Origin of the sequence: Micromonospora sp. NPDC049580, assembly GCF_040675595.1 — a bacterium.
Lineage (GTDB): Bacteria > Actinomycetota > Actinomycetes > Mycobacteriales > Micromonosporaceae > Micromonospora.
Window position 1 is genome coordinate 1 of record NZ_JBFAPG010000032.1, and the last position, 25,108, is coordinate 25,108.

General features: G+C 71.7%; 25 protein-coding genes and 1 tRNA gene. 10 read left to right on the forward strand and 16 right to left on the reverse strand.

Annotation, left to right across the window (positions count from 1 at the left end; all coding sequences use genetic code 11):
* Positions 1-38 precede the first annotated feature (38 nt).
* Positions 39-1,568, reverse strand: a complete 1,530-nt coding sequence (locus tag AB0J68_RS05025; RefSeq protein WP_363936249.1) for a peptide deformylase — start codon at positions 1,566-1,568, stop codon at positions 39-41.
* 331 nt (positions 1,569-1,899) lie between these two features.
* Here AB0J68_RS05025 and AB0J68_RS05030 point away from each other — a divergent pair, with 331 nt between their 5' ends.
* A complete protein-coding gene (locus tag AB0J68_RS05030) occupies positions 1,900-2,682 on the forward strand; it encodes an IucA/IucC family C-terminal-domain containing protein (protein ID WP_354857362.1) in 783 nt (260 codons plus the stop codon).
* 32 nt (positions 2,683-2,714) lie between these two features.
* Here the strand turns inward: AB0J68_RS05030 and AB0J68_RS05035 are convergent, their stop codons facing one another.
* Positions 2,715-4,544, reverse strand: coding sequence for a hypothetical protein (locus AB0J68_RS05035; protein ID WP_363936252.1), 1,830 nt, complete (start codon positions 4,542-4,544; stop codon positions 2,715-2,717).
* 211 nt (positions 4,545-4,755) lie between these two features.
* Between AB0J68_RS05035 and AB0J68_RS05040 the strand changes: the two genes are divergently transcribed.
* A complete protein-coding gene (locus AB0J68_RS05040; protein ID WP_354857265.1) occupies positions 4,756-5,466 on the forward strand; it encodes a class I SAM-dependent methyltransferase in 711 nt (236 codons plus the stop codon).
* 354 nt (positions 5,467-5,820) lie between these two features.
* Here AB0J68_RS05040 and AB0J68_RS05045 read toward each other — a convergent pair whose 3' ends face one another.
* Positions 5,821-6,363, reverse strand: a complete 543-nt coding sequence (locus AB0J68_RS05045) for a YbhB/YbcL family Raf kinase inhibitor-like protein (RefSeq protein ID WP_363936255.1) — start codon at positions 6,361-6,363, stop codon at positions 5,821-5,823.
* Positions 6,364-6,506: 143 nt separating this feature from the next.
* Here AB0J68_RS05045 and AB0J68_RS05050 point away from each other — a divergent pair, with 143 nt between their 5' ends.
* Positions 6,507-6,662 (forward strand): hypothetical protein, encoded by a 156-nt coding sequence (locus AB0J68_RS05050; RefSeq protein WP_354857269.1) that lies wholly within the window; start codon positions 6,507-6,509, stop codon positions 6,660-6,662.
* A 10-nt stretch (positions 6,663-6,672) separates the two neighbouring features.
* Here the strand turns inward: AB0J68_RS05050 and AB0J68_RS05055 are convergent, their stop codons facing one another.
* A complete protein-coding gene (locus AB0J68_RS05055) occupies positions 6,673-6,978 on the reverse strand; it encodes a hypothetical protein (RefSeq protein WP_354857271.1) in 306 nt (101 codons plus the stop codon).
* Positions 6,979-7,318: 340 nt separating this feature from the next.
* On the reverse strand, positions 7,319-8,530 hold the full coding sequence (locus AB0J68_RS05060; RefSeq protein WP_354857274.1) for a helix-turn-helix transcriptional regulator: 1,212 nt from the start codon (positions 8,528-8,530) through the stop codon (positions 7,319-7,321).
* 293 nt (positions 8,531-8,823) lie between these two features.
* Here AB0J68_RS05060 and AB0J68_RS05065 point away from each other — a divergent pair, with 293 nt between their 5' ends.
* Both AB0J68_RS05065 and AB0J68_RS05070 read left to right on the forward strand, forming a co-directional pair.
* Positions 8,824-9,330, forward strand: coding sequence for a helix-turn-helix domain-containing protein (locus AB0J68_RS05065; RefSeq protein WP_354857276.1), 507 nt, complete (start codon positions 8,824-8,826; stop codon positions 9,328-9,330).
* Positions 9,331-9,449: 119 nt separating this feature from the next.
* Positions 9,450-9,623, forward strand: a complete 174-nt coding sequence (locus AB0J68_RS05070) for a hypothetical protein (RefSeq protein WP_355063491.1) — start codon at positions 9,450-9,452, stop codon at positions 9,621-9,623.
* Positions 9,624-9,641: 18 nt separating this feature from the next.
* Here AB0J68_RS05070 and AB0J68_RS05075 read toward each other — a convergent pair.
* Positions 9,642-9,728 (reverse strand) — tRNA-Ser (locus AB0J68_RS05075).
* Positions 9,729-10,029: 301 nt separating this feature from the next.
* On the opposite strand from AB0J68_RS05075, the gene AB0J68_RS05080 reads away from it, so the two are divergent.
* Positions 10,030-11,007, forward strand: coding sequence for an NAD(P)H-quinone oxidoreductase (locus tag AB0J68_RS05080; RefSeq protein ID WP_363936260.1), 978 nt, complete (start codon positions 10,030-10,032; stop codon positions 11,005-11,007).
* Here the strand turns inward: AB0J68_RS05080 and soxR are convergent.
* Positions 10,990-11,445 carry a redox-sensitive transcriptional activator SoxR gene (gene soxR / locus AB0J68_RS05085; protein ID WP_363936263.1) on the reverse strand — a complete coding sequence of 152 codons (456 nt, stop codon included), beginning with the start codon at positions 11,443-11,445 and terminating at the stop codon, positions 10,990-10,992. The two genes, AB0J68_RS05080 and soxR, sit on opposite strands and share 18 nt — an antisense overlap.
* 59 nt (positions 11,446-11,504) lie before the next feature.
* The gene (locus AB0J68_RS05090; RefSeq protein WP_355063487.1) at positions 11,505-12,209 is read right to left on the reverse strand and encodes a glycosyltransferase family 2 protein; all 705 of its coding nucleotides are present in this window, start codon (positions 12,207-12,209) and stop codon (positions 11,505-11,507) included.
* 124 nt (positions 12,210-12,333) lie between these two features.
* Here AB0J68_RS05090 and AB0J68_RS05095 point away from each other — a divergent pair, with 124 nt between their 5' ends.
* Positions 12,334-14,520 carry a glycosyltransferase family 39 protein gene (locus AB0J68_RS05095; protein ID WP_363936266.1) on the forward strand — a complete coding sequence of 729 codons (2,187 nt, stop codon included), beginning with the start codon at positions 12,334-12,336 and terminating at the stop codon, positions 14,518-14,520.
* Between the two features lie 201 nt (positions 14,521-14,721).
* Positions 14,722-16,323 (forward strand): ricin-type beta-trefoil lectin domain protein, encoded by a 1,602-nt coding sequence (locus AB0J68_RS05100; RefSeq protein ID WP_354857289.1) that lies wholly within the window; start codon positions 14,722-14,724, stop codon positions 16,321-16,323.
* A gap of 42 nt (positions 16,324-16,365) precedes the next feature.
* Here the strand turns inward: AB0J68_RS05100 and AB0J68_RS05105 are convergent, their stop codons facing one another.
* The 6 genes from AB0J68_RS05105 to AB0J68_RS05130 all read right to left on the reverse strand — a co-directional run bounded on the left by AB0J68_RS05105 (position 16,366) and on the right by AB0J68_RS05130 (position 22,158).
* On the reverse strand, positions 16,366-16,965 hold the full coding sequence (locus tag AB0J68_RS05105) for a hypothetical protein (protein WP_354857291.1): 600 nt from the start codon (positions 16,963-16,965) through the stop codon (positions 16,366-16,368).
* A 56-nt stretch (positions 16,966-17,021) separates the two neighbouring features.
* Positions 17,022-18,488, reverse strand: coding sequence for a histidine kinase dimerization/phospho-acceptor domain-containing protein (locus tag AB0J68_RS05110; protein WP_355063483.1), 1,467 nt, complete (start codon positions 18,486-18,488; stop codon positions 17,022-17,024).
* Positions 18,481-19,173 carry a response regulator transcription factor gene (locus AB0J68_RS05115; RefSeq protein WP_363936271.1) on the reverse strand — a complete coding sequence of 231 codons (693 nt, stop codon included), beginning with the start codon at positions 19,171-19,173 and terminating at the stop codon, positions 18,481-18,483. Before AB0J68_RS05115 ends, AB0J68_RS05110 begins: the two co-directional genes overlap by 8 nt.
* Positions 19,174-19,266: 93 nt before the next feature.
* Entirely contained in the window at positions 19,267-19,779 is a 513-nt protein-coding gene (locus AB0J68_RS05120) for a hypothetical protein (protein ID WP_354857365.1), read from the reverse strand.
* Between the two features lie 112 nt (positions 19,780-19,891).
* Positions 19,892-20,905, reverse strand: coding sequence for an aminoglycoside phosphotransferase family protein (locus AB0J68_RS05125; protein ID WP_354857298.1), 1,014 nt, complete (start codon positions 20,903-20,905; stop codon positions 19,892-19,894).
* A gap of 80 nt (positions 20,906-20,985) precedes the next feature.
* Entirely contained in the window at positions 20,986-22,158 is a 1,173-nt protein-coding gene (locus tag AB0J68_RS05130; protein ID WP_363936274.1) for an acetyl-CoA C-acyltransferase, read from the reverse strand.
* Between the two features lie 118 nt (positions 22,159-22,276).
* On the opposite strand from AB0J68_RS05130, the gene AB0J68_RS05135 reads away from it, so the two are divergent.
* Complete coding sequence (locus tag AB0J68_RS05135; RefSeq protein ID WP_355133767.1) at positions 22,277-22,705, forward strand: PH domain-containing protein; 429 nt, start codon at positions 22,277-22,279, stop codon at positions 22,703-22,705.
* Between the two features lie 4 nt (positions 22,706-22,709).
* Here the strand turns inward: AB0J68_RS05135 and AB0J68_RS05140 are convergent, their stop codons facing one another.
* Together AB0J68_RS05140 and AB0J68_RS05145 are read right to left on the reverse strand one after the other, a co-directional pair.
* Positions 22,710-23,621: a rhomboid family intramembrane serine protease gene (locus tag AB0J68_RS05140; RefSeq protein WP_363936277.1), complete on the reverse strand. Its 912-nt coding sequence runs from the start codon at positions 23,619-23,621 to the stop codon at positions 22,710-22,712.
* 100 nt (positions 23,622-23,721) lie between these two features.
* Complete coding sequence (locus tag AB0J68_RS05145) at positions 23,722-24,252, reverse strand: peptidylprolyl isomerase (protein WP_354857306.1); 531 nt, start codon at positions 24,250-24,252, stop codon at positions 23,722-23,724.
* Between the two features lie 117 nt (positions 24,253-24,369).
* Here AB0J68_RS05145 and AB0J68_RS05150 point away from each other — a divergent pair.
* Positions 24,370-25,108: hypothetical protein (locus tag AB0J68_RS05150; protein WP_363936279.1), on the forward strand; the 739-nt coding region annotated here is incomplete at its 3' end.

Sequence of the window (25,108 nt, forward strand, 5' to 3'; positions counted from 1 at the left end):
CCTGCCCCCTGGGGCACGCGCCCCGGTCCCCGCCCTGCTCAGTAGCGCCAGGGTTGCCCCGTCTCCCGGTATTCCTCCACCGGCACCAGCGGCACGCCGGGCGCCATCCGGTCGACGTAGAGCCGCCCCTCCAGGTGGTCGATCTCGTGCGCGACGAGCCGGGCCATGCCGAACTCGAACGAGGTGATGATCCGGCTGCCGTCGTACTGGGCGTGTTCCACGTCGAGTCGCAGCGGTCGGGGCACCAGACCGCGGTGGTCGAAGAAGGAGAGGCACCCCTCGTACTGCTCGTCGGTCTCCGGGTCAGCGTCGACCACCCGCGGGTTGAGCAGGACGACCGGTTCCGCCGTCCGGTCGGGGGGTCGGACCACGGCGGCGGCGCGGCCGACGCCGAGCTGCGGTGCGGCGATGCCCACTCCCTTGTTGAACGGGTGCAGCTCGTCGAGCCGGGACAGCGCCATGGTGAGTCGGTCCACGACGTCCCGGGCCACAGGTTCCTCGCCGGGCAGGTCGAACTGCCGGACCTGCTGGCGGAGGAGGTCGGCCCCACGCTGGACGATGCCGATCCCGCGCATCCGCTCGCTGGGGCGGACCCGGGTGCCGCCGGGACCGACGTCCGGGTCGGCGTCCGGCCGAGCCCGGAAGCGCCACTGCATCCGGTAGCGGGCGTTGAGCGGCGGGGCGTCGGTCTGCCAGTCGTAGATCGCCCGGTCGCCCTCGTCGCGACGCTGCGGCGCCGTCCGCAGCGGGCCCTCCTCCGCGGAGAGCGAGGTTTCCACGCCCCAGACCTGCGGGTCGAGGGCCACCGGCAAATCCAGGCGTACGGCGAGGTGCCGCGTGGGCAGCCGGACGGCCCGCTGGAACCAGGGGCCCCACTTCTCGCGCCCGACGCTGTACGCGTACTCGATGATGGCCCGGTCGCCGGGGTAGAGCGGGAAACGCCGTTCGCCGTTCTCGAAGAGCAGCCAGATCTCCTTGAACGCGTCCCGGTCGTGTTTCGCCCGCCAGTGCATCGGCTCCGGGTCGCCGGCGCCGTCGTCGCGGCGGGCCTGCAGTTGCAGCTCGGCGAAGGTGAGCGGGTGCTCCCGGTGGTGCCGGTTGGAGCGACCGGGGTCGTTCGGGTAGCGGTCCACCGCGACGCGGACGAGGTAGCGGGTGACCGGCTCGGTGCCGGCGTTGTAGAGCTCGCGGCGGATGACGCACCGGTAGGCGTCGTCGGTGTGGGTGAGGGTGGCCAGTTCCCGCTCCACGACGAGGCCGGTGCCGGGGGGCAGCCACTGGCCGGGCAGCGGGGGTTCGCGGTGCGGTTGGCCGGACCGGGCGTGCCGGAGGTCGTCGTACTCCCGGAAGCGCTGCCAGATCGCGCCGCTGGCCTCCAGGACGGCCTCGGCACGGCGGGCGAAGTCCTCGGTCGGGCGGTGTCGGCGCCCCTCGACGTGGCTGACGTAGGACGGGTCGAACCCCATCAGGATGGCCAGTTGCTTCTTGGACAGGCCTCGCCCGGCACGATGGCGGGCAAGCTCGGCCGCGAAGGAGTCGGCAGCCCGTTCGAGGGGTGACGTCGTCATCGGCTTCCTCGTGGCCGGGAGTATTAGTTTCACGTTCCGTGGCGAAGCGCACACGCATCTGCCACCTTGTCGACACAACGCTTGACAATCCACCGACGGTGATCGATCCTGCGGCGGCGTTTTCGGAGGCCGGGCGCGGGTAGTACGCCGGGGCGCGGAGCGCTGCTCTCGCCGGGAGCCGAAGTGACCCGGACCTCCCGATCCGACCGAGGCAAGGCTTTCCTTAGACCGGCAGGCGTGGTTAGGCTAGCCTTAGCTCAGGACGACGCTGCTCGTCCGCCGGGGCACGCTCCCGGTCACGCGGACGGGGGATGACACGGTGACAGCGGTGATGCCGAGGCGGGACGTGACCGCCACGCCGCTCGCCCCCGTCACCGCGGCGCTGCGGGCCATGTTCGGCACCGACGACCTTCCCGGTCTCGCCCGGGGCCTGCTGGTCGACGACGAGTTCGGTTGGACGCCCGCCACCACCCTGATCGACGGCACCCGCCTGCCGGAGTTGCTGCACGCGGCCAGCGTCCGCTGGGGCGGCACCCCGCACGCCTGCGCCGCGCTGGCCTGGAAGTCGTACAGCTACTGGACGGCGCTGCCGGTCGTGCTCGGCTGGGCCTCGGCCCGCCGGGTGCCGCTGCTCGACCCGTCCGACGTGCTGATCCACTTCGAGGACCACCGGCCCCTGCTCACGCTGGGCCTGCGCCACGGCACCACCGTGGCCGTGCTGCCGAGCGACCCGCTGGCGCTCTCCGGCCTGCCGGAGGTACGCGTCGTCGCCGGCGAGGCCGAGTTGCTGGCCGAGCTGCGTGCCTCCCTGCTCGACGCCCACCTGGCGCCGCTGATCGCCGCGATCCAGGCGGAGGTGCGGGTGGGCACCCGGACGCTGCTCGGCTCGGTCGCCTCCGGCATCGCGCACGGCATCCTCCGGGCCGCGGACGCGCTGCCGGGCTCGACGGTGCAGAGCATCGACACCCTGCTCGGCGCGCTCGACCTGGCTGACCTGGTCGAGCTGGTGCCCGGCCCGACCGGTGAGCCGAGCGTGCAGCGACGCACCTGCTGCCTGGCCTTCACGCTGCCCAGCCCGAAGGTCTGCCAGGGCTGCTGCGTCCGGCAGGGCTGATCCCGCGAGTCCAACTCCCGGGCCGGCCCCGCTCAGTCGGTCAGCGGCCGGACGTCCCACACCCAGACGCCGCCGGTGAAGACCGGTTGGATCCCGGTCAGCTCGGTCATTCCGCGACGCAGTTCCATCTCGTGCTCGTGCGGTCCGAGGATCACCACGCCGGCCCGCCAGTAGCGCAGGTCGTCGACCGCCTTGACCCGATCCTGCGGGGTGATCGGCGGCACCGCGCCGGTCCGTCGGATGGTGGCGAAGAAACTGCTGGTGGGCCGGGGCGGCGCGGTGAACAGCGCGACCTTCGGCGGCTCCGCGCTCGGGCGGGTGTCCGGTCCGAGGAAGTAGCCCCGGGCCAGCGGCATGTCCAGCCGGGTCGCGGCGGACCAGCGCAGCGGCTCCGCGTAGTTCGTGTCCGGCAGCGGCAACGTCACCACAGTGCGCCCACCAGCCAGGTACGGCCGCCACGCCCCGCTGGTCACGAAGGTGGGGACCGGGTCCAGCTTCACCACGGGCAGCGGGGTGGGCAGGATCGGCAGCAGGGCCATCGTCAGCACGGTCGCGGTGGCGAAGCGGATCTGCGGCCGAGCGGCCGGATGCGTACGGGCCAGTTCGCGGGCGCGTTCGGCGCCGTAGGCGAGCAGCACGCCGACGATCGGGGTGATCGCCAGCGCCCACCGGGTCGGCACCACCGAGTGCAGGATCGGCAGATTCTCCAGCGCGGCCCAGGGGCCCGGCACGCCGGTGCCGTGACCGACGAAGCGGATCTCCCGCCCGAGCGAGAGCACCGCGAAGAGCAGCCCGAGCCCGGCCAGCGCGAGCACCACCACCGACCGCCGCAGCCACCAGACCAGGGCGACCACCAGCACGAGCAGCGACCAGCCGAAGAAGCTGTTCTCCTCGGTCGGGTTCTTGGCCAGCCCGGCGGAGGTGCGCGGGCTGCCGGCCAGCGATTCCCGGGAGTACGCCACGAACGAGGCCAGGTCGCTGGAGTAGCCGCGGATCAGGCTGGACAGCCCGGAGTAGGCGCCGGGTCCGAAGAACTGCACGTACAGCGGGTACGCCAGCAGCAGACCCGCGACCACGGCGGCGACGGCTAGGCCCGCGAGGAAGGACCGGGCCCGTGACCGCAGGGCGGGGCGGCCGAGGGCCAGCGCGCCGACGATCACGCCGAGCCCGATCGCGGTCATCAGCAGGATCTCCAGGTTGAGAAACGCCTGCCAGACGATCACCAGAGCGAGCAGCACCCCGTTGCGCAGCCAGCGGCCGGGTTCGGCGAGCCGCAGCGTACGCCAGATGATCAATGGGACGACGAACTGCGACACGATGTTCGGGTGCCCGTTGGCGTGCGACACCATGGCCGGCGCGAACGCGCAGAAGCCCGCGCCCAGCCAGGCCGGCCCCCGGGCGCCGACCAGGACGCGGGAGAGCAGGAAGTACCAGGCGGTGGCGGTGGCGATCATTCCGAGGGTGAGAAAGAGCAGGAATGCCGCACGTGGCCCGAACAGCTGGGTGACCGGCGTCATTGGCAATGAAATGGATAATACGGACGTATTTGCCATAAGGTTGACGCCGTCCGGCACGTTCATCTGATCCGAATGGAACGGGTACGCGAAATGCGTGACCACTCGCGCACCGTGCGCCATCATCCATTCGAACTGTGACTGGTCGGAGCGGTTGTCCCGCACTCCGCTGCCCGGGTCCCACCAGAGACGCCCGGTGACCCAGAAGCCGAGCACCACGAAGCTCAGCACGGCGGCCAGATCGGCCCACTTCCCGTTACGGCGCAACCGATCGCCGCCGCCGGCCTCCTCCACCGGCGACGCGGTGGCCGGGCCGTCGCCGGGCGCGTCCGGTTCGGGAGTAGTCATGACAATTCATAGGGTAGTCAGCGTATGGCGGTGCCGTGACATGTTTCGGGGTACTGCCGTACTATGTGCCGGGTTCGCCGACCGCCGATCACGTGCCCACCCCCCGACCGCAATTCGGCCAACCGCTCCCCCGATTCTTCTGCCATCCAAGCGGATGATTCACTCTGTCGGTCCAGGCACGGTTCGAGTTCATATCGTGAGGAATCGACGCATGGCAGAAATCACTGGGGATCAGCGCGTCCAGTCCGAGGTGCTGGAGGGCCTGGCAACGGCCGTCAACCACCGCCGCTGGTTCGTCGAGCTGGCGGTGCCGTACCTCGGTGACGACCCGATCGAGATCGGCAGCGGCCTCGGTGACTACGCGCTGGAATGGTCGCAGCGGCTGCCCCGGTTCACCGCCACCGAGGCCGACCCCGACCGGCTGGTGCAGCTCAAGGAGCGCCTCGCCGCCCAGCCCGGCATCGACGTCCGGCAGATGCTGCTCCCGCACAACGACCGGGGGGACTACAGCGCCGCGGTCTCGTACAACGTCCTGGAGCACATCGAGGACCACGTGGGCGCGCTGCGCAGCATGCGCGACCTGGTCCGCCCCGGCGGCGCGGTGATCATCATCGTGCCGGCGTTCCAGTTCGCCATGAGCCCGGCGGACATCGCCACCGGCCACGTCCGCCGGTACACCAAGAAGACGCTCGGTGCGGCGATGACCGAGGCCGGCCTGACGGTGGAGAAGATCCACTACGCCAACGCGCTCGGGTTGATCGGCTACTTCATGGCCACGAAGGTCTTCCGGCTGATGCCGAAGGAGGGGCCAATGGTCAAGGTGTACGACACCCTCGTCCTCCCCGCCACGAAGGCCGCCGAACAGGTCGTCCGACCCCCGTTCGGCCAGTCCGTCTTCGCCGTGGCCCGCGTCCCCGCCTGACCTCACCCCCACCCCGCCTCAACGCCGTTGCCACAGGGCGGCGGCCGGCGAGGTAAGAGCCTGATCATTGGGCGCCCCGGGGCACCCGGCGGTGGCAGGGCGTTCGGGTCGCCCTTTGCTCTGCTTCAACCTACGCAACACCCGGGGTACCCGGATCGGACGCACACTGTTGCGTGGGTTGAAGCAGAGCAAAGGCGGCGATGCGGGCGATACGTGGGTGCCTGCCTGCCTCGTCCGACACTGATCCACTCCATATCGCCGACGTGGGGGCATCCAGACGCCCGGACACCCCCACGTCGGCGACGTGCAGTGGATCAACCGCCCGGCTGCCTCGCTGGCCGCCCGGGTCGGGGGTCACTCCTTGATCTGATAGGTCGGCCGGATCACCGCCCGCGCGATGGTGTGGAAGGTCAGGTTGAAGCCGACGTAGGCCGGGCTCGCGTCCGGGGTGAGGTCCAGGCGGTCGACGTCCAGGGCGTGCACCGCGAAGACGTACCGGTGCGGGCGGTCACCGGTCGGCGGCGCCGCCCCGCCGTAGCCCTGCTCGCCGTAGTCGTTGCGGACCGAGAAGGCCCCGCCGAGGTCGGTGCCCGCCGCGGCGCCCGCGCCGGTGGGCAACTGCGTGACGTCAACCGGCACGTTCACCAGCACCCAGTGCCAGAAGCCACTGCCGGTCGGGGCGTCGGGGTCGTAGCAGGTCACGGCGAAGCTCTTGGTCTCGGCGGGGAAGTCCGACCAGGTCAGCTGCGGGGAGACGTTCTCACCACCGGTGCTGCCATGCGCGTGCCGGGAGTCCATCGGCTCGCCGTTCTGCACGTCGTCACTGGTCAGGGTGAACGAGGGCACGGTCGGCAGCAGCTCGTACGGGTCCGGGGCGATCGGTCGTTCGAGGGTCATCGGGACGGCGTCCTTCCGGTCTGGGTAGATACCTGCCCTTCATACCCCGTTCCGGGCCAACGAACGACCGGCTGCGTCGGTTGTCCGGCAGCACCAGCCGGACGCTATGGTTGGCAGCCTGCAACTTTCCACGGGGGGAATACTTGCTAGGGATCTGGCGCGATTTCGTGGTCGCCGTCGTCACCGCGCTGCGCAAGCCGGACGAGCAGGCGCTCGCCGAGGAACGCCGCCGCGCGATCGAGCGACTGGCCGACGAAACGATCCGCGAGACCCGACGGGACGCGCCCGAGGGGAAATAGTCGCCGGCGGTCAACGGGCCCAGGAAACGAAGCGCTCGTACAGTTCGCCCGCTGGGATGGCGGGCAGCTCCATCACAGCCACCGCGTGCAGGCTGCCCACGTACATGGACAGGCCGATCCGGTCCCGCCCGTAGGCCTCAGCCAAACGGACTCGGGCCGGTGCGCACGGCCACGGCGTGTCCTGCTCACAGCTACGGCAGGTCCATTCCGGGCGGCGCGGCACGTGGAAATCAGCGAGCCGGCCATCCAGTGCGGCGACGGCCCGCTCGCCCTGTGCCGCTCGGGCTCGTGCAGCTGCCTTGGCGGTAGTGGGCACCTCCCCAATCATCGGCCCGCACCGGTTTCCCGCCGATCGGCGGATTGATGACGAGCCTGGGCCAGCAACCGCGCCCGCGCTGCTTCCTGCTCTGCCCGTTGGATCGCCGGACCGATAGCCGTGGGTGGTACGGCGAGCGACAGCCACCGGGATCTCCGGCGCAGCAAACTGAAAGGCCAGATCATCGCGGCGTCCTCCCGCCTCAGGGCGTGGCGGCCTGCCCGCTGTCCCTCGCCGGGTCAGATGGCCGCCCGCAACACCCACTGCAATCGTGAGGACACGCTAAGGAGTTGGAAGGGCCGCAAAGGGTACGCGACGTACCCAGCGACAGGCCGTACCCCTAGAGTTCCGGCACCGCGATCCGGGTCTCCAACTGAATCGCCTCCGCGCGGATCGCCGCTGGCGCCTCCCGGGCCAGCCGCCCCGCCAACTCCTGGGCGGCTGGCGAGTATCGGACGGTCTCCGGAGACGTGGTCTCGGCGAGGTTCAGCAGATGAAGCGTCGCCTCCCGCGCCCCCTCAAGGTCGGCGGAGCGGGCAAGCTCGACGTAGTGTCGGCCGCGCCGCTCGGTCGACGGGATCGACGCCGGATCGAGCGAATGCGCACGCCTCTGGGCCTCGTCAGGATCTCCTAGGTCCACCGCGCACATCACGGCGTATACGTCGACCAACGGCCGCGACACTCGGGTGCGAAGGCCGACGAACTCCGCTGGTAGAGCCTGCTCGACCACCCGACGAGCGGCATCCCAGTCCGACCACGCGCCCTGGTCACCGGTGCGGGCCCTCGTCAACGCGGTACAGAGATACAGGTCAGCCAACATCTCGGCCCACTCACTGCCCCCATCGGCGACTCGGGGTTCGATCAGAGCCCGAGCCTCGCGCAACCGCTCCAGCGCTTCGTCACCGCGGCCGACCGCTCGCAGCAGGTGCGCCGCGTACCAGGTGGATTGGGCGATGGCGAGAGGGTCATCGGCATCAAGGGCCGCAGCCATGCCTCGGTCGACGGTCAGCCAGCACAGCTCACGATCACCGTGCCAAGCAAGGTATGCCTGTGCGAGGTGATGCGCCTGAGCAAGCAGAGCGAGGCTTGCACGTCGGTCGTCGCCCGAGTGAAGCCGGGCCGCTCGCTGGGTAGCGTCGAGCAGACCGGGCAGGATGACGCTCACCTCGGTGCGCTGATGCCGAGAGGTGTGCCAGGTCTGCCATGCGGCGTCCACGGCACCTCGCAGATAGTCGGGGGAATCTGGCGTACCGGAGACGGTGATCTGCCAAGCGGTCAGTGCGCGACGAACGTCGCCGATGGCTGGATGACTGGGTCGTCCGTCCAATGACAGCGTCACCTGCGGCCCGAACAGATCGCCGAGGTCACGTACACCAAGGTGCGGAGCTAGCTGCTGGGCGGCCCGCAACGTCAAGCTTCGACGTCCGTTCTCCACGAACTTGACGGTGGTCGGAGAGAGCCCGGCAAGGCCGGCGAGCTGCTCGCGAGACAGGCCGGCGGCTCGACGAAGCCGCTCGACGCGCTGACCGGGAGTGGGTTGCTGATCGGACATGGAGGCACCTCGCAGCATCGGGTACATCGCGTACCCCGACCGTACGCCGCGAGGAGGCACCCGTCGATGTGCTGAGGGGCGCGGGATTCGGCCCACGAAGACATCGCTGGCGTCGGTCTTTTCAAGACCAACGAGTTCACGGACCTGACCTGGTGATACGGGATGCGCATGACTGACGACATGAAGACCGGCCGCCAACCAGTTCGACGATCTCTGCTAATCCTCGTGTCGGCGTAGCAGAAATGCGCTCCGACGAGTTGTGTTTATAGCGTTTGTGGCCCCATGCTCGAATCATGGTGACGACGGGTGAGGAACTTCTGACCACCGGTCAGGTTGCCAAGCTACTTGGATCTTCGCGCCAGCAGGTCGTCAACCTGTGCGAGCGTGGAGAACTGCCGTTCGTGAAGGTCGGCGCGCATCGGAGGATCAGGCGGCACCAGGTTGAGGCGCTGATGCGCCCGAAGCCGGAACTGACTCGTGATCAGCTCAAGTCGCTGTGGCTGCACCAGGCGGTAGCGGGCAGTTTGGTCACCGACCCGGACGCGGTAATGGGCAAGGCCCGGGGAAATCTCGACCGACTCCTGCGGCAGCACCGAGGAACGATGACCGAGGTGTGGCTGAAGCGCTGGCAAGACAAGATCAACGAGGGTGTCAACGCCGTCCTGAGGACGCTGACCTCGGATGATCCGGAGGCTGTGGAGCTACGACAGAACTCGCCCTTCGCTGCAGTCCTGTCGCAGCCACAGCGCAAGAGGGTGCTTGAGTCCTTCACCCGCAATGGCTGGGAGCGAGCGGGGTGACGCGAGCAACTGGAGCACGTCCTGGCTGCCCGACGGGTGGCGGGATCGGCTGATTACTGGTGGAGTCCCAGAGCACCCAGCCGGGGCGCGGGTACACGCTCGAACCGCACGACTGCGTCGTGTCAAAGCTGATAGCTGGCCGGGAGAAGGACCACGCCTTCGCCGACGCCCTGATCCGGGCCGGGCTCGTCGACCCGGCAGTGGTCGCGGAACGGATCGAGATGGTCGACGTCCATCCCCTGGTGCTGAAACGACTGAGGGACTGGATCGCCACCTACCTGCCGGTGACCTGACGCCTGCCCGGCATTGTGCGGAGGGTGTGGGATTCGAACCCACGAAGACATCGCTGCCTTACCGGTTTTCAAGACCAGCGCCATCGGCCACTAGGCGAACCCTCCCGGACCGCCACCCGTGGGTGCGCGGCCGTGAACAGTCTGCCACGCCACCCGCCGGACGGCTCGGCGTCCCTCCCGCAAGCGCCGGTCAGGCGGGCGCCGCTGCGTCCACTGTGGCACGGACCGGAGTCACTCATGGGCATCGGGGCGTGCAGCGTCCTGATCAACTCGCGTTCCAGGAAAGCGGGGCATCAGATCGTCATGGATACCCCGCCTTCCTGGAACCCGGGCCGAGCACCGACGACCGGCGCGCGCGCCCGGGGTGCGCCTGCGTCGCCCGGGGGCATCGGGTAAGACTGAGGCCATGCGAGCCATCACCGTTCCGCAGCCCGGTGGACCCGACGCGCTGGTCTGGGCCGAGGTCCCCGACCCGGAGCCCGGTCCGGGCGAGGTGATCGTCGCGGTGCGGGCCAGCGCGGTGAACCGCGCTGACCTGCTGCAACGGCAGGGGCAGTATCCGCCGCCGCCGGGTGCGCCCCCGTACCTCGGGTTGGAGTGCTCCGGGGTTATCGACGCGATCGGCCCGGAGGTGACCGGTTGGGCCGTCGGCCAGGAGGTCTGTGCGCTGCTGGCCGGCGGCGGGTACGCCGAGCGCGTCGCGGTGCCCGCCGGGCAGCTGCTGCCGGTGCCGGCCGGCGTCGACCTGGTCGACGCCGCGGCGCTGCCCGAGGTGGCCTGCACGGTCTGGTCGAACCTGGTGCGGGTGGGCCGGCTCGGCTCGGGTGACACGCTGCTGGTGCACGGCGGGGGCAGCGGGATCGGCACGTTCGCGATCCAGTTCGGGGCGGCCCTCGGCGCCACGGTCCTGGCGACCGCCCGCGCGGCCAAGCACCCCCGCCTGCGCGAACTGGGCGCGGCGGACACGATCGACTACCGGGAGCAGGACTTTGTCGAGGAGGTCCGCAAGGCCACCGACGGCCACGGCGCGGACGTCATCCTCGACATCATGGGCGCGTCCTACCTGGGCCGGAACGTCGCCGCGCTGGCGACCGGCGGCCGGCTCGTGGTGATCGGGCTGCAGGGTGGTCGCAAGGCCGAGCTGGATCTCGGTGCGCTGCTGACCAAGCGGGCCAGCGTCGCGGCGACCACGCTGCGCTCCCGACCGCTGGCCGAGAAGGCGGAGATCGTCCGGGGCGTACGCGATGAGGTGTGGCCGTTGGTCGAGGCCGGCGCGGTCCGCCCGGTGGTGGACCGGCGGCTGCCGATGGCCGAGGCTGCCGAGGCGCACCGGCTGGTCGAGTCGAACGACCACGTCGGGAAGGTGCTACTCACCATCGGATGAGGCGCGGGGCAGCATGAGCCGGGCACCGGGGCCCTCGCCGGCCAGCGCGTCCCCGGGGTTGTAGAGCGTGCAGCGTTGCAGGGACAGGCAGCCGCAGCCGATGCAGCCGTCCAGGTCGTCGCGGAGTTTGGTGAGCAGCCGGATCTTCTCGTCCAGCCGGCCGCGCCAGCTCGCGGAGAGCCGCTCCCAGTCCTGCGGGCTGGGGGTGCGGCTGTTCGGCAGCGACTCCAGCGCCGCGCGGATCTCGTCCAGCGAGACGCCGACCTGCTGGGCGATCCGGATGAAGGCGACCCGTCGCAGTTCGGTGCGGGCGTAGCGCCGCTGGTTTCCGCCGGTGCGATTGGCGCGGATCAGACCGAGCCGCTCGTAGTAGCGCAGCGCCGACGGTGCCACGCCGGAACGGACGGACAGCTCGCCGATCGTCAACGAGTCCTGCATCACCGGGTCCTTGAGTTGAAGTGGACTTCAACTCAAGGCTAGCCCGAACGGATGAGCGCTCAGCGGGTCGCGGCGGCGGGACGGCGGCGTGCGCGCTCGCGACCGAGGATCCAGATCGCCTCGACGCCGTCCTTCCAGGTGATCTTCTTGCCCTCTTCGCGGCCGCGCGCCCGGTAGCTGATCGGCACCTCGTACGGGCGGATCCGGCGGCGCAGCAGCTTGCCGGTCACCTCGGCCTCCATGCCGAAGCCGCGTGAGCGCACCTCCAGCGACCGGTAGAGCTCCACCGGCATCAGCTTGAAGCAGGTCTCCAGGTCGCCGATGTACGAGTTGAAGAGCACGTTGGCCGCCATCGTGACGCCCTTGTTGCCCATCACGTACCAGAAGCTGTAGGCGCTGTGGCTGCCGAAGGTGCGATTGCCGTAGACCACCGTGGCCCGCCCGTCGAGCACCGGGGCGAGCAGCTTGGGGATGTCCTGCGGGTCGTACTCCAGGTCGGCGTCGAGGATGACCATGTATTCGCCCTCGGCGCTGTCGACCGCCGTCTTGATGGCCGCGCCCTTGCCCGCGTTGCGCTGGTGGGTGATCACCCGTAGGCGGGCGTCGTCGGCGCGGCCGAGGACCTCGCCGGTGCCGTCCCGGCTGCCGTCGTCGACGACGACCAGCTCGATCTCGCAGGGGTAGTCAACCGCCAACGCCTGCTTGAGGGCATCCGCGATGCGTTCTTCCTCGTTGTAGACCGGCATGAGGATCGAGAGCTTCACGGGAATCTCCACGGTGGCGACAACACGTCGGGCCTAGCCTAGCCTGGCTGGTCAGCCCGACGGTGGCCGCCACCGTCGGACAGTCGGCGTGGCGGGTTCAGCGCGATGGTGTTTACTTCCCGCCATGTCGGCTGCCGGCTCCCTGCTCGCGGTGCTCCCCGCCGCCTCGGTGCTCCTGCTCACGGTCGCGACGAAGCCCCGCGGGGTCGACGCGGTGTCGCCGTCACGGCTCGCCGCGGTGCGCGCGGCCCTGGTCGCCGGGGCGTACGCCGTGCTCGTCGTCGAGGTGCTCGGCGCGCTGCACGCGCTGACCCGGCCGGCGTTCGTCGCCGCCTGGCTGCTCTTCCTGCTCGCCACCGCGACGGCGGTGGGCCTGCGCTGGCGCCGGGAGACGCCGGCCGCCGAGGTGCCCGCCGCGACGTCCCGGCGGGTGCCGGTCGGCGCGGCGGTGACCGCCGGCGGCGGCCCGGAGACGTCCGTCCCGCTCGCCGACCGCGGCCCGGCCGGCGGGCGCGACGCCACGCCGGTCCCGACCGGTGAGGTACGCGCCGGCCTGCGCAGGGCAGCCGAGATCTGGCGTACGGCGAGTCGGGGCGAGCGGCTGCTCGCCGGCGGCATCGGGGGACTGGTGCTGCTGGAGTTGCTGGTCGCGCTGCTGGCCGAGCCGAACAACTTCGACTCGCAGACCTACCACCTGCCCAAGGTCGAGCACTGGGTGGCCCAGGGTGACCTGGACTTCTGGCCCACCGCCATCCACCGGCAGGTGACCATCCCACCCGGCGCGGAGTACCTGCTCCTGCACCTGCGCCTGCTCACCGGCGGAGACGCGCTGCACAACCTGGTGCAGTGGGCCGCCGGGGTGCTCTGCCTGCTGGTGGCCGCACGGATCACCGCGCAGCTCGGCGGCGGCCGGCGGGCTCAGTTGATCACCGCATTCGTGCTGGCCAGCACCCCGATGGTGGTGCTCCAGGCGACCAGTACGCAGACCGACCTGGTCTGCGCGGCGTGGGTGGCGTGCGCGGCGACCCTCGTCCTGGACGGGCTGCGTCGGCGGACCGGTTGGGGGACGCTGCTGGGCCTGGGCGCGGCCACCGGGTTGACGGCGGTGACCAAGACCAGTGGCCTGATCGCGGTGGGTCCGCTGCTGGTGCTGTGGGGACTGGCCCAGCTCCGGCTGGCCCTGGCCGACCGGGCACCGGCCGCCCGTCGGGTTCGGCCGGTCGCTCCGGTGGCCCGCGTCGTCGGTGGCTCGGCGCTGATCCTGGTGGTGGCGGCGCTGGTGGTCGGCCCGTTCCTGACCCGGGTGACCGCCGAGTTCGGGCATCCGCTGGGCCCCCCGCGGCTGCGGGAGTCGATCCCGATGGAACGGCACGATCCGGCGTCGGTCCTGGTCAACGCGCTGCGGATCGGGCACACGGCGTTCGACACGCCGCTGGCGCCGCTGCGCAGCGCCAGCGCGGACGCGATCATCGAGGGCGCGGACGTGATCGGTGTCGACCCTCAGGACCGGGCGATCACCTTCGGTCGGGAGGTCTTCCCGGTGCCCGCCTGGTATCCGGACGAGGACCGGGTGGCGTTCCCGATCGCCGGGGCACTCGCGTTGCTCGGCGCGCTGGCCGCGCTCGTCCGCCCACGCCGGCTCGATCCCGGGCAGGTGGGGCCGCTGCGCTCGTACGCCGTGGTGGTGCTGACCACCGTGCTGCTGCACACCGCGATGCTCAAGTGGCAGCCGTGGGGTAACCGGCTGCTGCTCTACGCCCTGGTCCTCGCCGTGCCGCTCGCCGGTTTGTGGCTGGACGCGCTCCTGCGCCGCCACGCGAGCCCGGAGCCCGGGGTGACGGCACGGCGGCGGTCGGTGGCCACCGTGGCGACCGTCGCCGTGTTGGCCACCTCGGCGCTGGCCGGGGTGCTGGCGCTGTCGTACGGCTTCCCGCGCCGGCTCGTCGGCTCCGGCTCGGTCTTCACCACCTCGGACTGGGACACCCGGTTCGTGCGCCGGCCGCAGTGGGCCGACGAGTTCCGCTGGGCCGCGGCGGCGGTCCGCGACAGCGGCGCCCGGCGGATCGGGCTGGTGGAGCAGAACGACAACTGGGAGTACCCGTGGTGGCTGCTGCTGCGCCAGCCGGACGGCGGCTCGCCGGAGCTGGTGTCGTTGCAGTCGGTTCTGCCGGAACGGCCGCCGGCCGACCCGGCCTCGGTGGACGCGATCGTCTGCACCGGCAGTCAGCCCGCCTGCGCCAAGCTGGTTCCGGCCGGCTGGCGGTTGGAGTTCCGCGGCTACGTGGGCTACGCCCTGCCGCCCGCCCGCTGACCGCCGGATGCTCGGGCCGAGCCGAGCCGAGCCGAGCCGAGCCGAGCCGAGCCGAGCCGAGCCGAGCGCCCGGATCGTCCGATCCGGGCGGTTCTGCATCCCGCGCGCAAGGATCCGAGGCGCATTCACATCTGTTGATCCGCACGTTACCGTCTGGTAACTCAATCGACCTCCCACGATTGAGCCGAAAGGAGTGTGTCGATGCCTGCCACCCCCGCCAGGCCCAAACGCGCGACCCGACGACGGGCCACCACCGTCGCCGTCGCCGTCGCCGCTCTCGTCCTGCCGATGCTCGCCGGACCGGCCGCCCCCGCCACCGCCGCCGACCGACCCGCCGTTGCACCACTCCCGGCCAACCTGGAGGCCATCCGGGCCGCCGAGGCGACCGCCCTCTACGGCAGCCCCGCGATCCGCCCGATCGAGCAACGCCGCACCGCACTGATCACCATGGGCGACAGCGAGATCTCCGGCGAGGGCGTCGGCAACTATGTCCCCGGCACCCATCAGGCCGACAACTGGTGCGACCGCTCATACGACCAGGCGGTGTTCCGCACCGGCATCCCGTCGGACGCCCAGTACAACCTCGCCTGCTCCGGCGCCACGCCGTGGAACCTCATCGCCGGTGGCCCGACGCAGCACAACGAGCTGAACCAGGGCGACTACCTCGGGATCAAGGCGCGCAACACGCACGTCAAGCTGATCTGGGTGGTGGTCGGCGCGAACGGCGACGGCACCATCCAGTTCGGGCCGGTCGCCACCGACTGCGCCATACGCCGGGTCTTCTTCCAGGGCGCCTGCTACCCCACCTACACCGACCAGTGGACGATCCGCACCGACGGCAGCCGCCAGGCCGTGACCGACGCGCTCAACGACATCCGGCAGACCATGACCAACGCCGGCTACCTGCGCTCGGACTACGAGCTGGTGCTGATGTCCTACCCGAGCCCGGGCAGCCCCGACGTCGAGGACAACCCGAACTTCCCCGGCTGGTACTCCGGCGGTTGCCTGCTCTACCTCGCCGACGCCGCGTTCGCCCGGAACAAGGCGGTGCCGCTGTTCGAGTCGGCGCTGCGAACCGCCGCGGCGAACACCGGCACCCGCTACCTCGACGCGAGCCGGCTCTTCCACGGCCACGAGGCGTGCACCGACAACACCTCGGTTCGCGGGCTCTACATCGAGGTGGGAATCTGGGACGAGAACGCCGCCCGGCAGTCGTTCCACCCCAACGCCCGCGGGCACGGCATGTTCGCCCAGTGCATCACGCAGTTCTGGAACTCCGGGCAGCAGCGGGCCAGCTGCGTCGACCCGGCCAGCACCGGCAGTGGTGTGCTCTACCCGGGCCTGCTGGAGTTCAAGCAACTGCGCAACCTCGCCACCGGCACCTGCGTCGACGGCAAGGGGTACGACTCCCGCAACGGCACCCCCCAGCAGCCGTACACCTGTCACGGCGGTCGTAACCAGGGCTTCTGGTACGACTCCGCCCGGCGCTCGCTGCACTCGGAGCTGTCCCACGACCGGTGCCTGGACGTCTCCAACAGCTCGATGACCGCCGGCACCGCGGTCAACGTCTACGACTGCAACGGCACCGCCGCCCAGCAGTTCGTGTTCGCCGGCAACCAGCTCAAGCCGGCGAGCGCCAGCAACCTCTGCGTGGCGTTCGACAACCCGTGGCTGGGCACCCCCCGGTTGCGGTTGGCCACCTGCTCCAGCAGCACCCGCCAGCAGTGGTCGTACGAGTCGCGCAGCTTCGCCAACCCGGTCGGCTACGGTCACGACGACTTCATCGGCTCCCGCGTCTACTGAGACAGTGACGGGCCCCCGGGCGTACACCCGGGGGCCCGTCGCTCACTTGTCGCGCGGGATGAGGATGAGCCGGGCGACTCCCTTGTCGCCGTCCTTCGCACCGGCGACGCCGAGCTTCGCGCCGACCTTGACCTCGCTCGGCTGCACCGTCGCGCGCCGCTCGACGACCCGCAGGTCGTCGCCGAAGGTCCAGGTCATCGTGAAACCGTCGGTGGACTTGACGGTCATCGAGTCGCCGTCGATGGCGGTCACCTCGCCGCGCTGCACGGCGACCGTCTGCGTACCGTTGTCCTTGGTCTGCACCACCGCCTCGCCGTGCAGGGTGTTCTTGCGCAGCTGCACGCGGGCCTGGTGGCGCTTGCGCCACTCCTCGCCGCGCTTCTGCCGGTCCTTGTCCCGAGCCGTCGGGGAGGCGCCCGGCGTCGGGGTGGCCGGGGCGGCGACGGTCTGCACGTCCAGGTCGGTGGCGTCGAAGCCCATCGCGGTCAGCGCCTGGCCCTCCACACCCATCGCGGCGGCGACCTCGACCGCGGCGTCCCGCGCGGGCTGGCTGGCCACCTCGGCCGCGCCGCAGCCGCTGACGCCGAGCGCGACCGCCGCGAGCAGCGCCGTGGTGCCGGTGACGAATCCCCAACGTGGCATGACTCTCCCTCTCGTCCGTGGAGCCCTCAGCCTTCCCCGCGTCCACGAGCGGACCGTCAGGCCGATGTTCGGGTCAGGTAAGGATCACCGGGCAGCCGGACCGTGAAGGCGGCGCCGCCCTCGGGCGCGTGACCCGCGACGATCTCGCCGCCCAGCCGGCGGACCAGCCCGGCGGCGAGTGCCAGCCCCAGCCCGCTGCCCACCTTGCGCACCCCCCGGTAGCGCTCGTGCAACGCCCCCCGCTCGAACGCCACCGCCAGGTCGTCGTCGGTGAAGCCGGGCCCGCCGTCGCGGACCTCCAGCACACCGCCGGCCGCCGGGTCCGCACCGACCGGCCGGACCGCGAGCACCACCGGCGCCCCCGGGGGTACGACCCGCAGCGCGTTCTCCAGCAATCCGTCCAGCACCTGTCGGATCCGACCCGGATCGGTGTACGCGGACACCGGCTGACCGGGCGTCTCCACGCGGAACGACACACCCACGGCGGCGCACCGACCCGACCAGGTCGGCTCGGCCTCGGCGGCCAGCCGGGTCAGGTCGACCGGCACCGGTTCCAGCGGAAAGTCGGCGGCCTCCAGCCGGGCCAGCGCCAGCAGATCGCCGATCAGCCGGTCCAGGTGCTGGGCCTCGGCCAGCATGGTCCGGCCGGTGCCGGCGGCGTCGTCCGCGTCGATGACGCCGTCGGCCAGCGCCTCGGCGTACCCCCGGATCGCGGTCAGCGGGGTCCGCAGCTCGTGCGAGACGGAGAGCAGGAACTCCCGCTGCCGGCCCTCGCTGGTGGTCAGGGCCGCGGCCAGGCCGTTCAGCGCCTCGGCCAGGTCGGCGACCTCGTCCGGCGGTTCGACCGGCACCCGGACGGCACGGTCTCCGGCGCGCAGTCGGGCGGCGGCGGTGGCCGCGACGCGGATCGGTCGGGCCAGGCGGCGGGCCAGCAGGAGGCCGGCCACCACGCCGGCGGCCAACCCAGCCAGCAGCGGCAACCAGAGGCTGAGCAGCACCTGCGCCCACAGGCCGTTCGACGTGGCGCGGGACAGCACCACCCCGTTGCCGCCGGGCAGCGCCCGGCCCTCCACCAGGGCGCGGTGGCCGTTGACCGGGCGGCGGGCCGACACGTTGCGGCCCTGCCCGATCCGCTGCACCACGCGGGCCGGCAGGCCCGACCGGTCGGCGGTCCCGCGCCGGATCAGGTACGCGTCGATGCCCTGGTCGCGCAGTTGCTGGATGAGCCGCTCCTCGTCGGCGGTGCGACCCCGGTCCAGTCGGGTGCGCAACACCTCGGCGGCGAGTCGGGCCTGCGCGGCGAGCGCCTGCTGGTCGCGTCGCTCCGCGCCGCGGATCGCCAGTGGCACCGCGACGATGGCCGTGACGAGCACCGACACCAGTGCCACCGCGCAGGTGACCAGAACCGCGCGGGCGGTCAGCGTCCGGCCGAGCCGCCTGCGCCGGGGTGCGGCCGGCGGGCGGGCGCCGACCACCGGCAGCGCCATGGTCGGCGACTCGGAGCGCACGGGCTGCTCAGGCATCGACCGCGTACCCCACGCCCCGGTGGGTACGGATGACGCTTGCCGGGCCGAGCTTCGCCCGCACCTGGGCGACGTGCACGTCCACCGTGCGGGTTCCGGCGTGCGCGGCGTAGCCCCAGACGCCGGCCAGCAGCTCCTCCCGGGTGAAGACCCGGCCGGGCCGGCCCATGAGATGCGCCAGCAGGTCGAACTCGGTGGAGGTGAGCTGCACCGGTACGCCGGCGGCGGTGACCGTCCGTCGGGCCGGGTCGAGGGTCACCGGGCCGACGATGCGCGGTCGTTCCGCGCCCTCGGGGCCACCGGCGGTACGGCGCAGCACCGCGCGTACCCGGGCGACCAACTCGCGCGGGCTGAACGGCTTCGTGACGTAGTCGTCGGCGCCCAGCTCCAGGCCGACGATCCGGTCCACCTCGTCGTCGCGGGCGGTGAGGAAGATGACCGGCGTCCAGTCACCGGCCTCGCGCAACCGGCGGCAGATCTCGGTGCCGGGGAGACCGGGCAGGGCGATGTCCAGGACGCAGGCGACCGGGCGCAGCCGGCGGGCGGCGCTCAGGCCGGCCTCGCCGTCGCGTTCGAGGTGCACGCCGAACCCGTCGCGGGTGAGGTAGAGCCGGACCAGGTCGGCGATGGCCGGCTCGTCCTCGACCACGAGGACGAGCCCGCGGTGCGGGGGTTCGAGGGTCACCGGCCCATGATTGCCGACCCGGTCGGCTCGGCGCGATCGGTGCGTGTTCGAGTTCGGTAAAGGAGACGTGAAGGGCGACCGGCCCGCCGGGCGTCAGCGCGCCACGGCGGGGCGGAACACGCTGGGTCGGACGGCGGCCGGCGTGTCACCGATGGTGGCGACGATCCGCTCGCGGGGTGCCCGCAGGCGGGTCCGGAACGCGTGGTTGAGCAGCGCGTCGAGCTGCCACACCTGCTTCGGGTGGCTGGTGCGGATGAGGAACCGCTCACGGATCCCGTCGATCGCGGTGGCGGCCAGCTCGACCGACCCCAGCCGGGGGTCCGGGCTCCAGGTGACGTTGCTCAGCTCGCGCAGCTCGGTGTTGAGGTGCAGGCGCAGCCGGTGCAGGAGCCTCGTCTGCTGGGTCACCACCAGTCGGCGGTGGGTGAGCAGCAACAGGTAGTCGCCGGTGACCGGGCGGTCGGGGCGGCTGCAACGGGTGACCAGGATGGTGGCGTCACCCGAGCCGACGCAGCGGCGGAAGACCGGCATGTGCCGACTCACGGTCTGTACGGCCAGGCCGGCCTCGGTGGCGGCCGGGAGGAACGTTCGGGAGAAGACGTCCATGACCTGCCCAACGACCTCCCCGGCACCGGTGATGTGGGTCACGTCGGAATTTTGGAAGTTCCACGCGGCACGTCGCACCGCCTGTCCGACTTCCGACCCGGACGGATGTCGGTCAGTGTTCGGGCTGAAGTGGGGTGGCGGCGAACAGCTCGGCGAGCCATCCGGGCACCGCCTCGGCGTACTCCGCGCGGGCCGGGTCGGCCGTGTCCAGGGCCCGCCGCCAGGAGAGCGACCGGCTCACCGCGCCCAGGTTCATGGCCAGGTCGGCGGCCTCGACGAGGGTACGGCGGTCATAACGATCGGTCCACGCCTCTAGGTAACCGTCGCGCAGCCGGGCCAGGCTGGCGTCGTCCGCCGACAACGCGGTGGCGTACCGGATGGAGCGCAGGGTCACCAGCAGCGTGCCGAACGGGTGCGCCACCGAGGCGTCGCCCCAGTCGAAGTAGCGGTACCCGGCCGGGCCGGCGAAGACGTTTCCGTCGTGCAGGTCGTCGTGCTGCACGGTGGCCGGGATGCCGATGTCCGCGAGCCGGCGACACCGCTGCGCGTACGCCGGAAGCTCCGCCCGCAGCCGCTCGTACGTCGGGACGGCGAGCCCGCCCTCCGCGCCGACGCGCAGGGACTCGCGATCGTCGAGTAGTTCGGCGAGCAGTCCGGGCAGCACCTCCGGGCGGTGGTCCGGTACGCCGAGGGCGACCAGTTCGTCGGCGCGTGGCGCGGTGGCGAGTTGGAGTGCCGCGTACCCGGGCAGCGCCCGCTCCCAGTGCGCCAGGTCGGGGTCGCGGCCCAGCACGTCACGCAGTGACTCGCCGCCGTCGGGAAGCAGCGCCCAGCCCCGCTCCCGGTCCACCCCGATCGGGGCCAGCACCCGCTCGGGCGCCAGCCCGGCCAGCGTCGCGATCAGGACCGCCTCGTGGGTCGTGCCCCGGTTGTTGGCCTTGAACCAGACCGGCCCGCCGTCGGTCGGCACCCGCCAGACCAGCGACCACGGCCGGACGCGGGGCTCCACCGGCCCGGTGACCCGCCGGCCAGCCCGACTCAGCTGCTCGTCCACCCAGGATCGGGCCTGCTCCTGCCACTGCACGCTGGACCAGTCGGGGGCGCGCTCGTCGGGAATCGTCGTCACGATGGCACCCTAGGCGGCGTGCCCGACGCGGGGCGAGACCATTTCCCGAGGTGCTCCTCGGCTGGCCGCGAGCGGCGAGGTCAGACCAGCTCGACGATCGTGGCGTTGGCCATGCCGCCGCCCTCGCACATGGTCTGCAGGCCGTAGCGGAGCCCGTTGTCCCGCATGTGCTGAAGCATCGTGGTCATGATCCGGGCGCCGGAGCCGCCGAGCGGGTGCCCGAGGGCGATCGCGCCACCGCGCGGGTTGAGCCGCTCCGGGTCGGCCTCGGTCTCCGCGAGCCAGGCCAGCGGCACCGGGGCGAACGCCTCGTTCACCTCGTACACCCCGATCTCCTCGATGCCCAGCCCCGCGCGGCGCAGCGCCTTCGCGGTGGCCGGGATGGGCGCGGTGAGCATGGTGACCGGGTCGTCGGCCGCGACCACTGCGGTGTGGATGCGGGCCAGCGGGCGCAGACCGTGCCGGCTGGCCCACTCGGACGTGGTCACCGCGAGCGCGGCGGCGCCGTCGGAGATCTGGGACGCGGACCCGGCGGTGACCACGCCGTCGGCGCGGAACGGGGTGGGCAGTTCGCCGAGCTTGTCCAGCGAGGTGTCCCGGCGGATGCCCTCGTCGGCCGTGAACTTGCCACCATCGGCGAGCGGCACCGGGGACAGCTCCGGGTCGAACGCCCCGGCGTCCTGCGCGGCGGCGGCCTTCTCGTGGCTGGCGAGCGCGAACTCGTCGAGCTGCGTACGCGAGAGGCGCCACCGGCGGGCGATCAGCTCGGCCCCGACGCCCTGGTTGAACGGCAGCGGTGCGTCGTCGGCGAAGCCCTCGACGCCCCGGTAGCGGGCGCGGAGCTGATCGCTGAACGGCATGCCGCCCGCCACACTGGAGCCCATCGGCACCCGGGTCATCGACTCCACCCCGCCGGCGACCACCAGGTCTGCCTGGCCGGAGAGGACTGTCGCGGCGGCGAAGTGCAGGGCCTGCTGGCTGGAGCCGCACTGCCGGTCCAGCGTGGTGCCGGGCACCGTCTCGGGCCAGCCGGCGGCGAGCACCGCGTTGCGGGCGATGTTCCAGGACTGCTCGCCGACCTGGGACACGCAGCCCCAGAAGACGTCGTCGACCTGCGCCGGGTCCAGGCCGGTGCGCTCGGCGAGAGCGCGCAGCACGTGCGCCGACAGGTCGACCGGGTGGACGCCGGCGAGGCTGCCCTTGCGCCGCCCGACCGGGGTCCGCACCGCGCCGACGATGACCGCGTCACTCATGTTTACTCCCCGGTAACTTGGGCTGCCCCGATCCTACGTCGTGCGTGGACCCCTCGTCCGCCCGCGGGGCGAGCTGCCGCGACTCCCAATAGCCGCGGACCGCTGGCATGCTGGGCGGGTGGACGAGACCTCCCCGGCGCGGCAGTGGCGGGTGCCGACGAACCTGCCGGTGGCGAAGCTGGCCGGCGCGGTGCTGCTGGTCGCCCTCGGCCTGCTCTTCGCCGACGGCGACCCGATCCGGCTGGTCGTGGCCGGTGTGGCCGCCGTCGCGCTGGCCGCCTGGGCGGTCCGGGACCTGGTGGCGCCGGTCCGGTTGGCGGTCGATCCGGCGGGGCTCACAGTCATCCACGGCTTCGCCGGCCGGCGGCTGCTGCCCTGGCCGACGGTCGAGGCGATCACCGTGGACCGCCGGCAGCGGTGGGGGGTGAGCGGCGAGGTCCTGGAGATCGACGCGGGCGAGTCGCTGCACCTGTTCGGCAGGTACGACCTGGGGACCACCCCGGAGGAGGTGGCCGCCGAGCTGCGCGCCGCCCGGCGGCACCCCTGAGCCGTCAGCTCAGCAGTTGCGCGGTGCGGAACAGGACCAGGCCGAGCAGGATCAGCAGGATGATCGCGCCGCCCACGGCCTGCACCAGCGTGCGCCGACCACGTGGCGCGTACGCGAGCACCGCCGCCATCGCCCCGCCGACCACCAGGCCGCCGAGGTGCCCGGGGATGGAGATGCCCGGCACGGTCAGCGTGAACACCAGGTTGATCACCAGGATGGGGATGATCCGGGAGATGTCCCGGCCCAGCTTGCGCTCGATGATGAGCAGCGCGGCGAAGAGACCGTAGACGGCGGTCGACGCACCGGCGGTGGGCGCGTTCTGGGCGCTGAACAGGTAGGCGGCCACGTTGCCACCGAGGCCCGCGAGTAGGTAGAGCGCGCCGAAGCGCAGCGGCCCGAGGTTGGCCTCCAGCGACCGGCCCAGCACCCACAGCACCCACATGTTGAGCAACAGGTGGATCACGCCGTAGTGCAGGAACATCGCGGTGACCAGCCGATACCACTGGCCCTCGGCGATGCCGCCGAGCGTGCCGTCGGGGAGGACCGCCAGCCCGAGCACCGAACCCCAGTTGGTAAGCGGGGTGCCGTCACCCATCAGCCCGCCGAGGCCGGACCCGCCCACCACCGCGTTCCCACTCCGGGCGGAGGCGATGGACAGCAGCATGACCAGCACGTTCAGGGCGATGATGCCCTTGGTGACGTAGCCGTGCCGGCCGGCCGTACCACCACCGAAGGCGGTACGTGCCGGCCGGACGGTGCGACGTCCCTCGTTGACGCACTCCGGGCACTGGTGCCCGACGGACGCCTCCCGCATGCACTCCGGACAGATGGGCCGGTCGCAGCGGGTGCACCGGACGTAGGTCTCCCGACCAGGGTGCCGGTAGCACACCGGGGTGGTCGGCGGGGACTGGCTCACCGGGCCGATCCTCCGTCCGCCACCGCGCAGCTCACCGACGCTGGCCGGCGCGGTGCTCCGGAGCGCTCAATCATGCGAGCAAAGGTACCTCGCGGGTTCGTCAGGCGGCAGACCGCTCGATCTCGACCCGCTCGATGACGACGTCCTGCAGCGGACGGTCGCTCGGGCCGGTCGGGGTGTTCGCGATCGAGTCGACGACCTTCACCGACTCCTCGTCGGCGACCTGGCCGAAGATGGTGTGCCGGTTGTTGAGGTGCGGCGTCGGGGACACGGTGATGAAGAACTGCGAACCGTTGGTGCCCGGTCCGGCGTTCGCCATCGCCAGCAGGTACGGCCGGTCGAAGCGCAGCTCCGGGTGGAACTCGTCGGCGAACTTGTAGCCCGGCCCACCCCGGCCGGTGCCGGTCGGGTCGCCCATCTGGACCATGAAACCGCTGATCACGCGGTGCGAAATGGTGCCGTCGTAGTACGGCCCGCTGCCCGGCTGACCGGTGCGCGGGTCGGTGTACTCCCGGTTGCCCTCGGCCAGGTCGACGAAGTTGCGGACCGTCTTCGGAGCGTGGTTTCCGAAGAGCTCCAGCCGGATCGGGCCAGCGTTGGTGTGCAGGGTGGCGTAGACAGCCTCGGCCACGGGTACTCCTCACTCGTTGGTCAGTTCCATGCGGATCCTCCCATGTGCCCGATCTGGCAGTGCGGAGGCATCCGAAGGTGGAGGATGACGAAGGAACAACTCCCAGGAGGTAGGACCGTGTTTGGATTCGGGCGGCGTCAGTCCCAGGGCCAGCTCGCCAAGGCAGAGCTGAACCAGAGCATCAGCCACCTGATGCAGGCAGCCAACCACGCGGCCAAGGGCGCGGGCGCGACCGTCGGTCCGCGGGTCCAGGTGGCCCGGGGCTACGTCGGGCCGGCCGCGGTGAAGGTGCGCGACCGCGCGTCGACCGGCTGGGGAACCACACTCACCACGCTGGCACCGCTGGCGGCGGCGGCCCGGGACGGCGCCACGCAGGCAGGGCCGCTGACCAGGAAGGCCAAGTCGAAGACCATGCGGATCACCGGTAAGAAGAAGCAGCCGCGCCGTCGCGGCTCGATGATGACCGGCCTGCTGGCCGCGGGCGCCATCGCCGGCCTGGCCGGTGCGGTCGCCCTGCGTCGCCGCCGGGAGCAGCAGGAGTGGGCGGAGTACGACCCGACCCGCACCCTGGAGCCGATGCGCGACGAGGTCGAGTCGATCGAGGTGCAGACGCCGGCCGCGCCGGGCGCGACCAAGGGGACCGACGGGTCCGCCATGGCCGGGATGACCGGCGCCGGCAGCTCGGCGGTGGCCGGCGGCGACAGCGCCAGCACCACCGGCACGGCCACGCCGACCAGTGTCCGCCCGACCGGCAAGGTCCCGTCGGTCGCCGAGGGCGCCACGGACGTCTCCGGGCGTCTGCACCTCGATCGACTCGACCTCGTCGCGCATCGGCTCCAGGGTGCGGGTCGGGTCG

Bases quoted from the DNA above. Each gene is read 5' to 3' on its own strand.
- AB0J68_RS05110 (WP_355063483.1), bottom strand. From the start codon at position 18,488: ATGCCTGAGCAGCCCGTGCGCTCCGAGTCGCCGACCATGGCGCTGCCG.
- AB0J68_RS05035 (WP_363936252.1), bottom strand. From the start codon at position 4,544: ATGACTACTCCCGAACCGGACGCGCCCGGCGACGGCCCGGCCACCGCG.
- AB0J68_RS05060 (WP_354857274.1), bottom strand. From the start codon at position 8,530: ATGTCCGATCAGCAACCCACTCCCGGTCAGCGCGTCGAGCGGCTTCGT.
- soxR (WP_363936263.1), bottom strand. From the start codon at position 11,445: ATGCAGGACTCGTTGACGATCGGCGAGCTGTCCGTCCGTTCCGGCGTG.
- AB0J68_RS05130 (WP_363936274.1), bottom strand. From the start codon at position 22,158: ATGAGTGACGCGGTCATCGTCGGCGCGGTGCGGACCCCGGTCGGGCGG.
- AB0J68_RS05045 (WP_363936255.1), bottom strand. From the start codon at position 6,363: ATGACCCTCGAACGACCGATCGCCCCGGACCCGTACGAGCTGCTGCCG.
- AB0J68_RS05095 (WP_363936266.1), top strand. From the start codon at position 12,334: ATGTCGGCTGCCGGCTCCCTGCTCGCGGTGCTCCCCGCCGCCTCGGTG.
- AB0J68_RS05120 (WP_354857365.1), bottom strand. From the start codon at position 19,779: ATGGACGTCTTCTCCCGAACGTTCCTCCCGGCCGCCACCGAGGCCGGC.
- AB0J68_RS05105 (WP_354857291.1), bottom strand. From the start codon at position 16,965: ATGCCACGTTGGGGATTCGTCACCGGCACCACGGCGCTGCTCGCGGCG.
- AB0J68_RS05065 (WP_354857276.1), top strand. From the start codon at position 8,824: ATGGTGACGACGGGTGAGGAACTTCTGACCACCGGTCAGGTTGCCAAG.
- AB0J68_RS05040 (WP_354857265.1), top strand. From the start codon at position 4,756: ATGGCAGAAATCACTGGGGATCAGCGCGTCCAGTCCGAGGTGCTGGAG.
- AB0J68_RS05030 (WP_354857362.1), top strand. From the start codon at position 1,900: ATGCCGAGGCGGGACGTGACCGCCACGCCGCTCGCCCCCGTCACCGCG.
- AB0J68_RS05080 (WP_363936260.1), top strand. From the start codon at position 10,030: ATGCGAGCCATCACCGTTCCGCAGCCCGGTGGACCCGACGCGCTGGTC.
- AB0J68_RS05100 (WP_354857289.1), top strand. From the start codon at position 14,722: ATGCCTGCCACCCCCGCCAGGCCCAAACGCGCGACCCGACGACGGGCC.
- AB0J68_RS05025 (WP_363936249.1), bottom strand. From the start codon at position 1,568: ATGACGACGTCACCCCTCGAACGGGCTGCCGACTCCTTCGCGGCCGAG.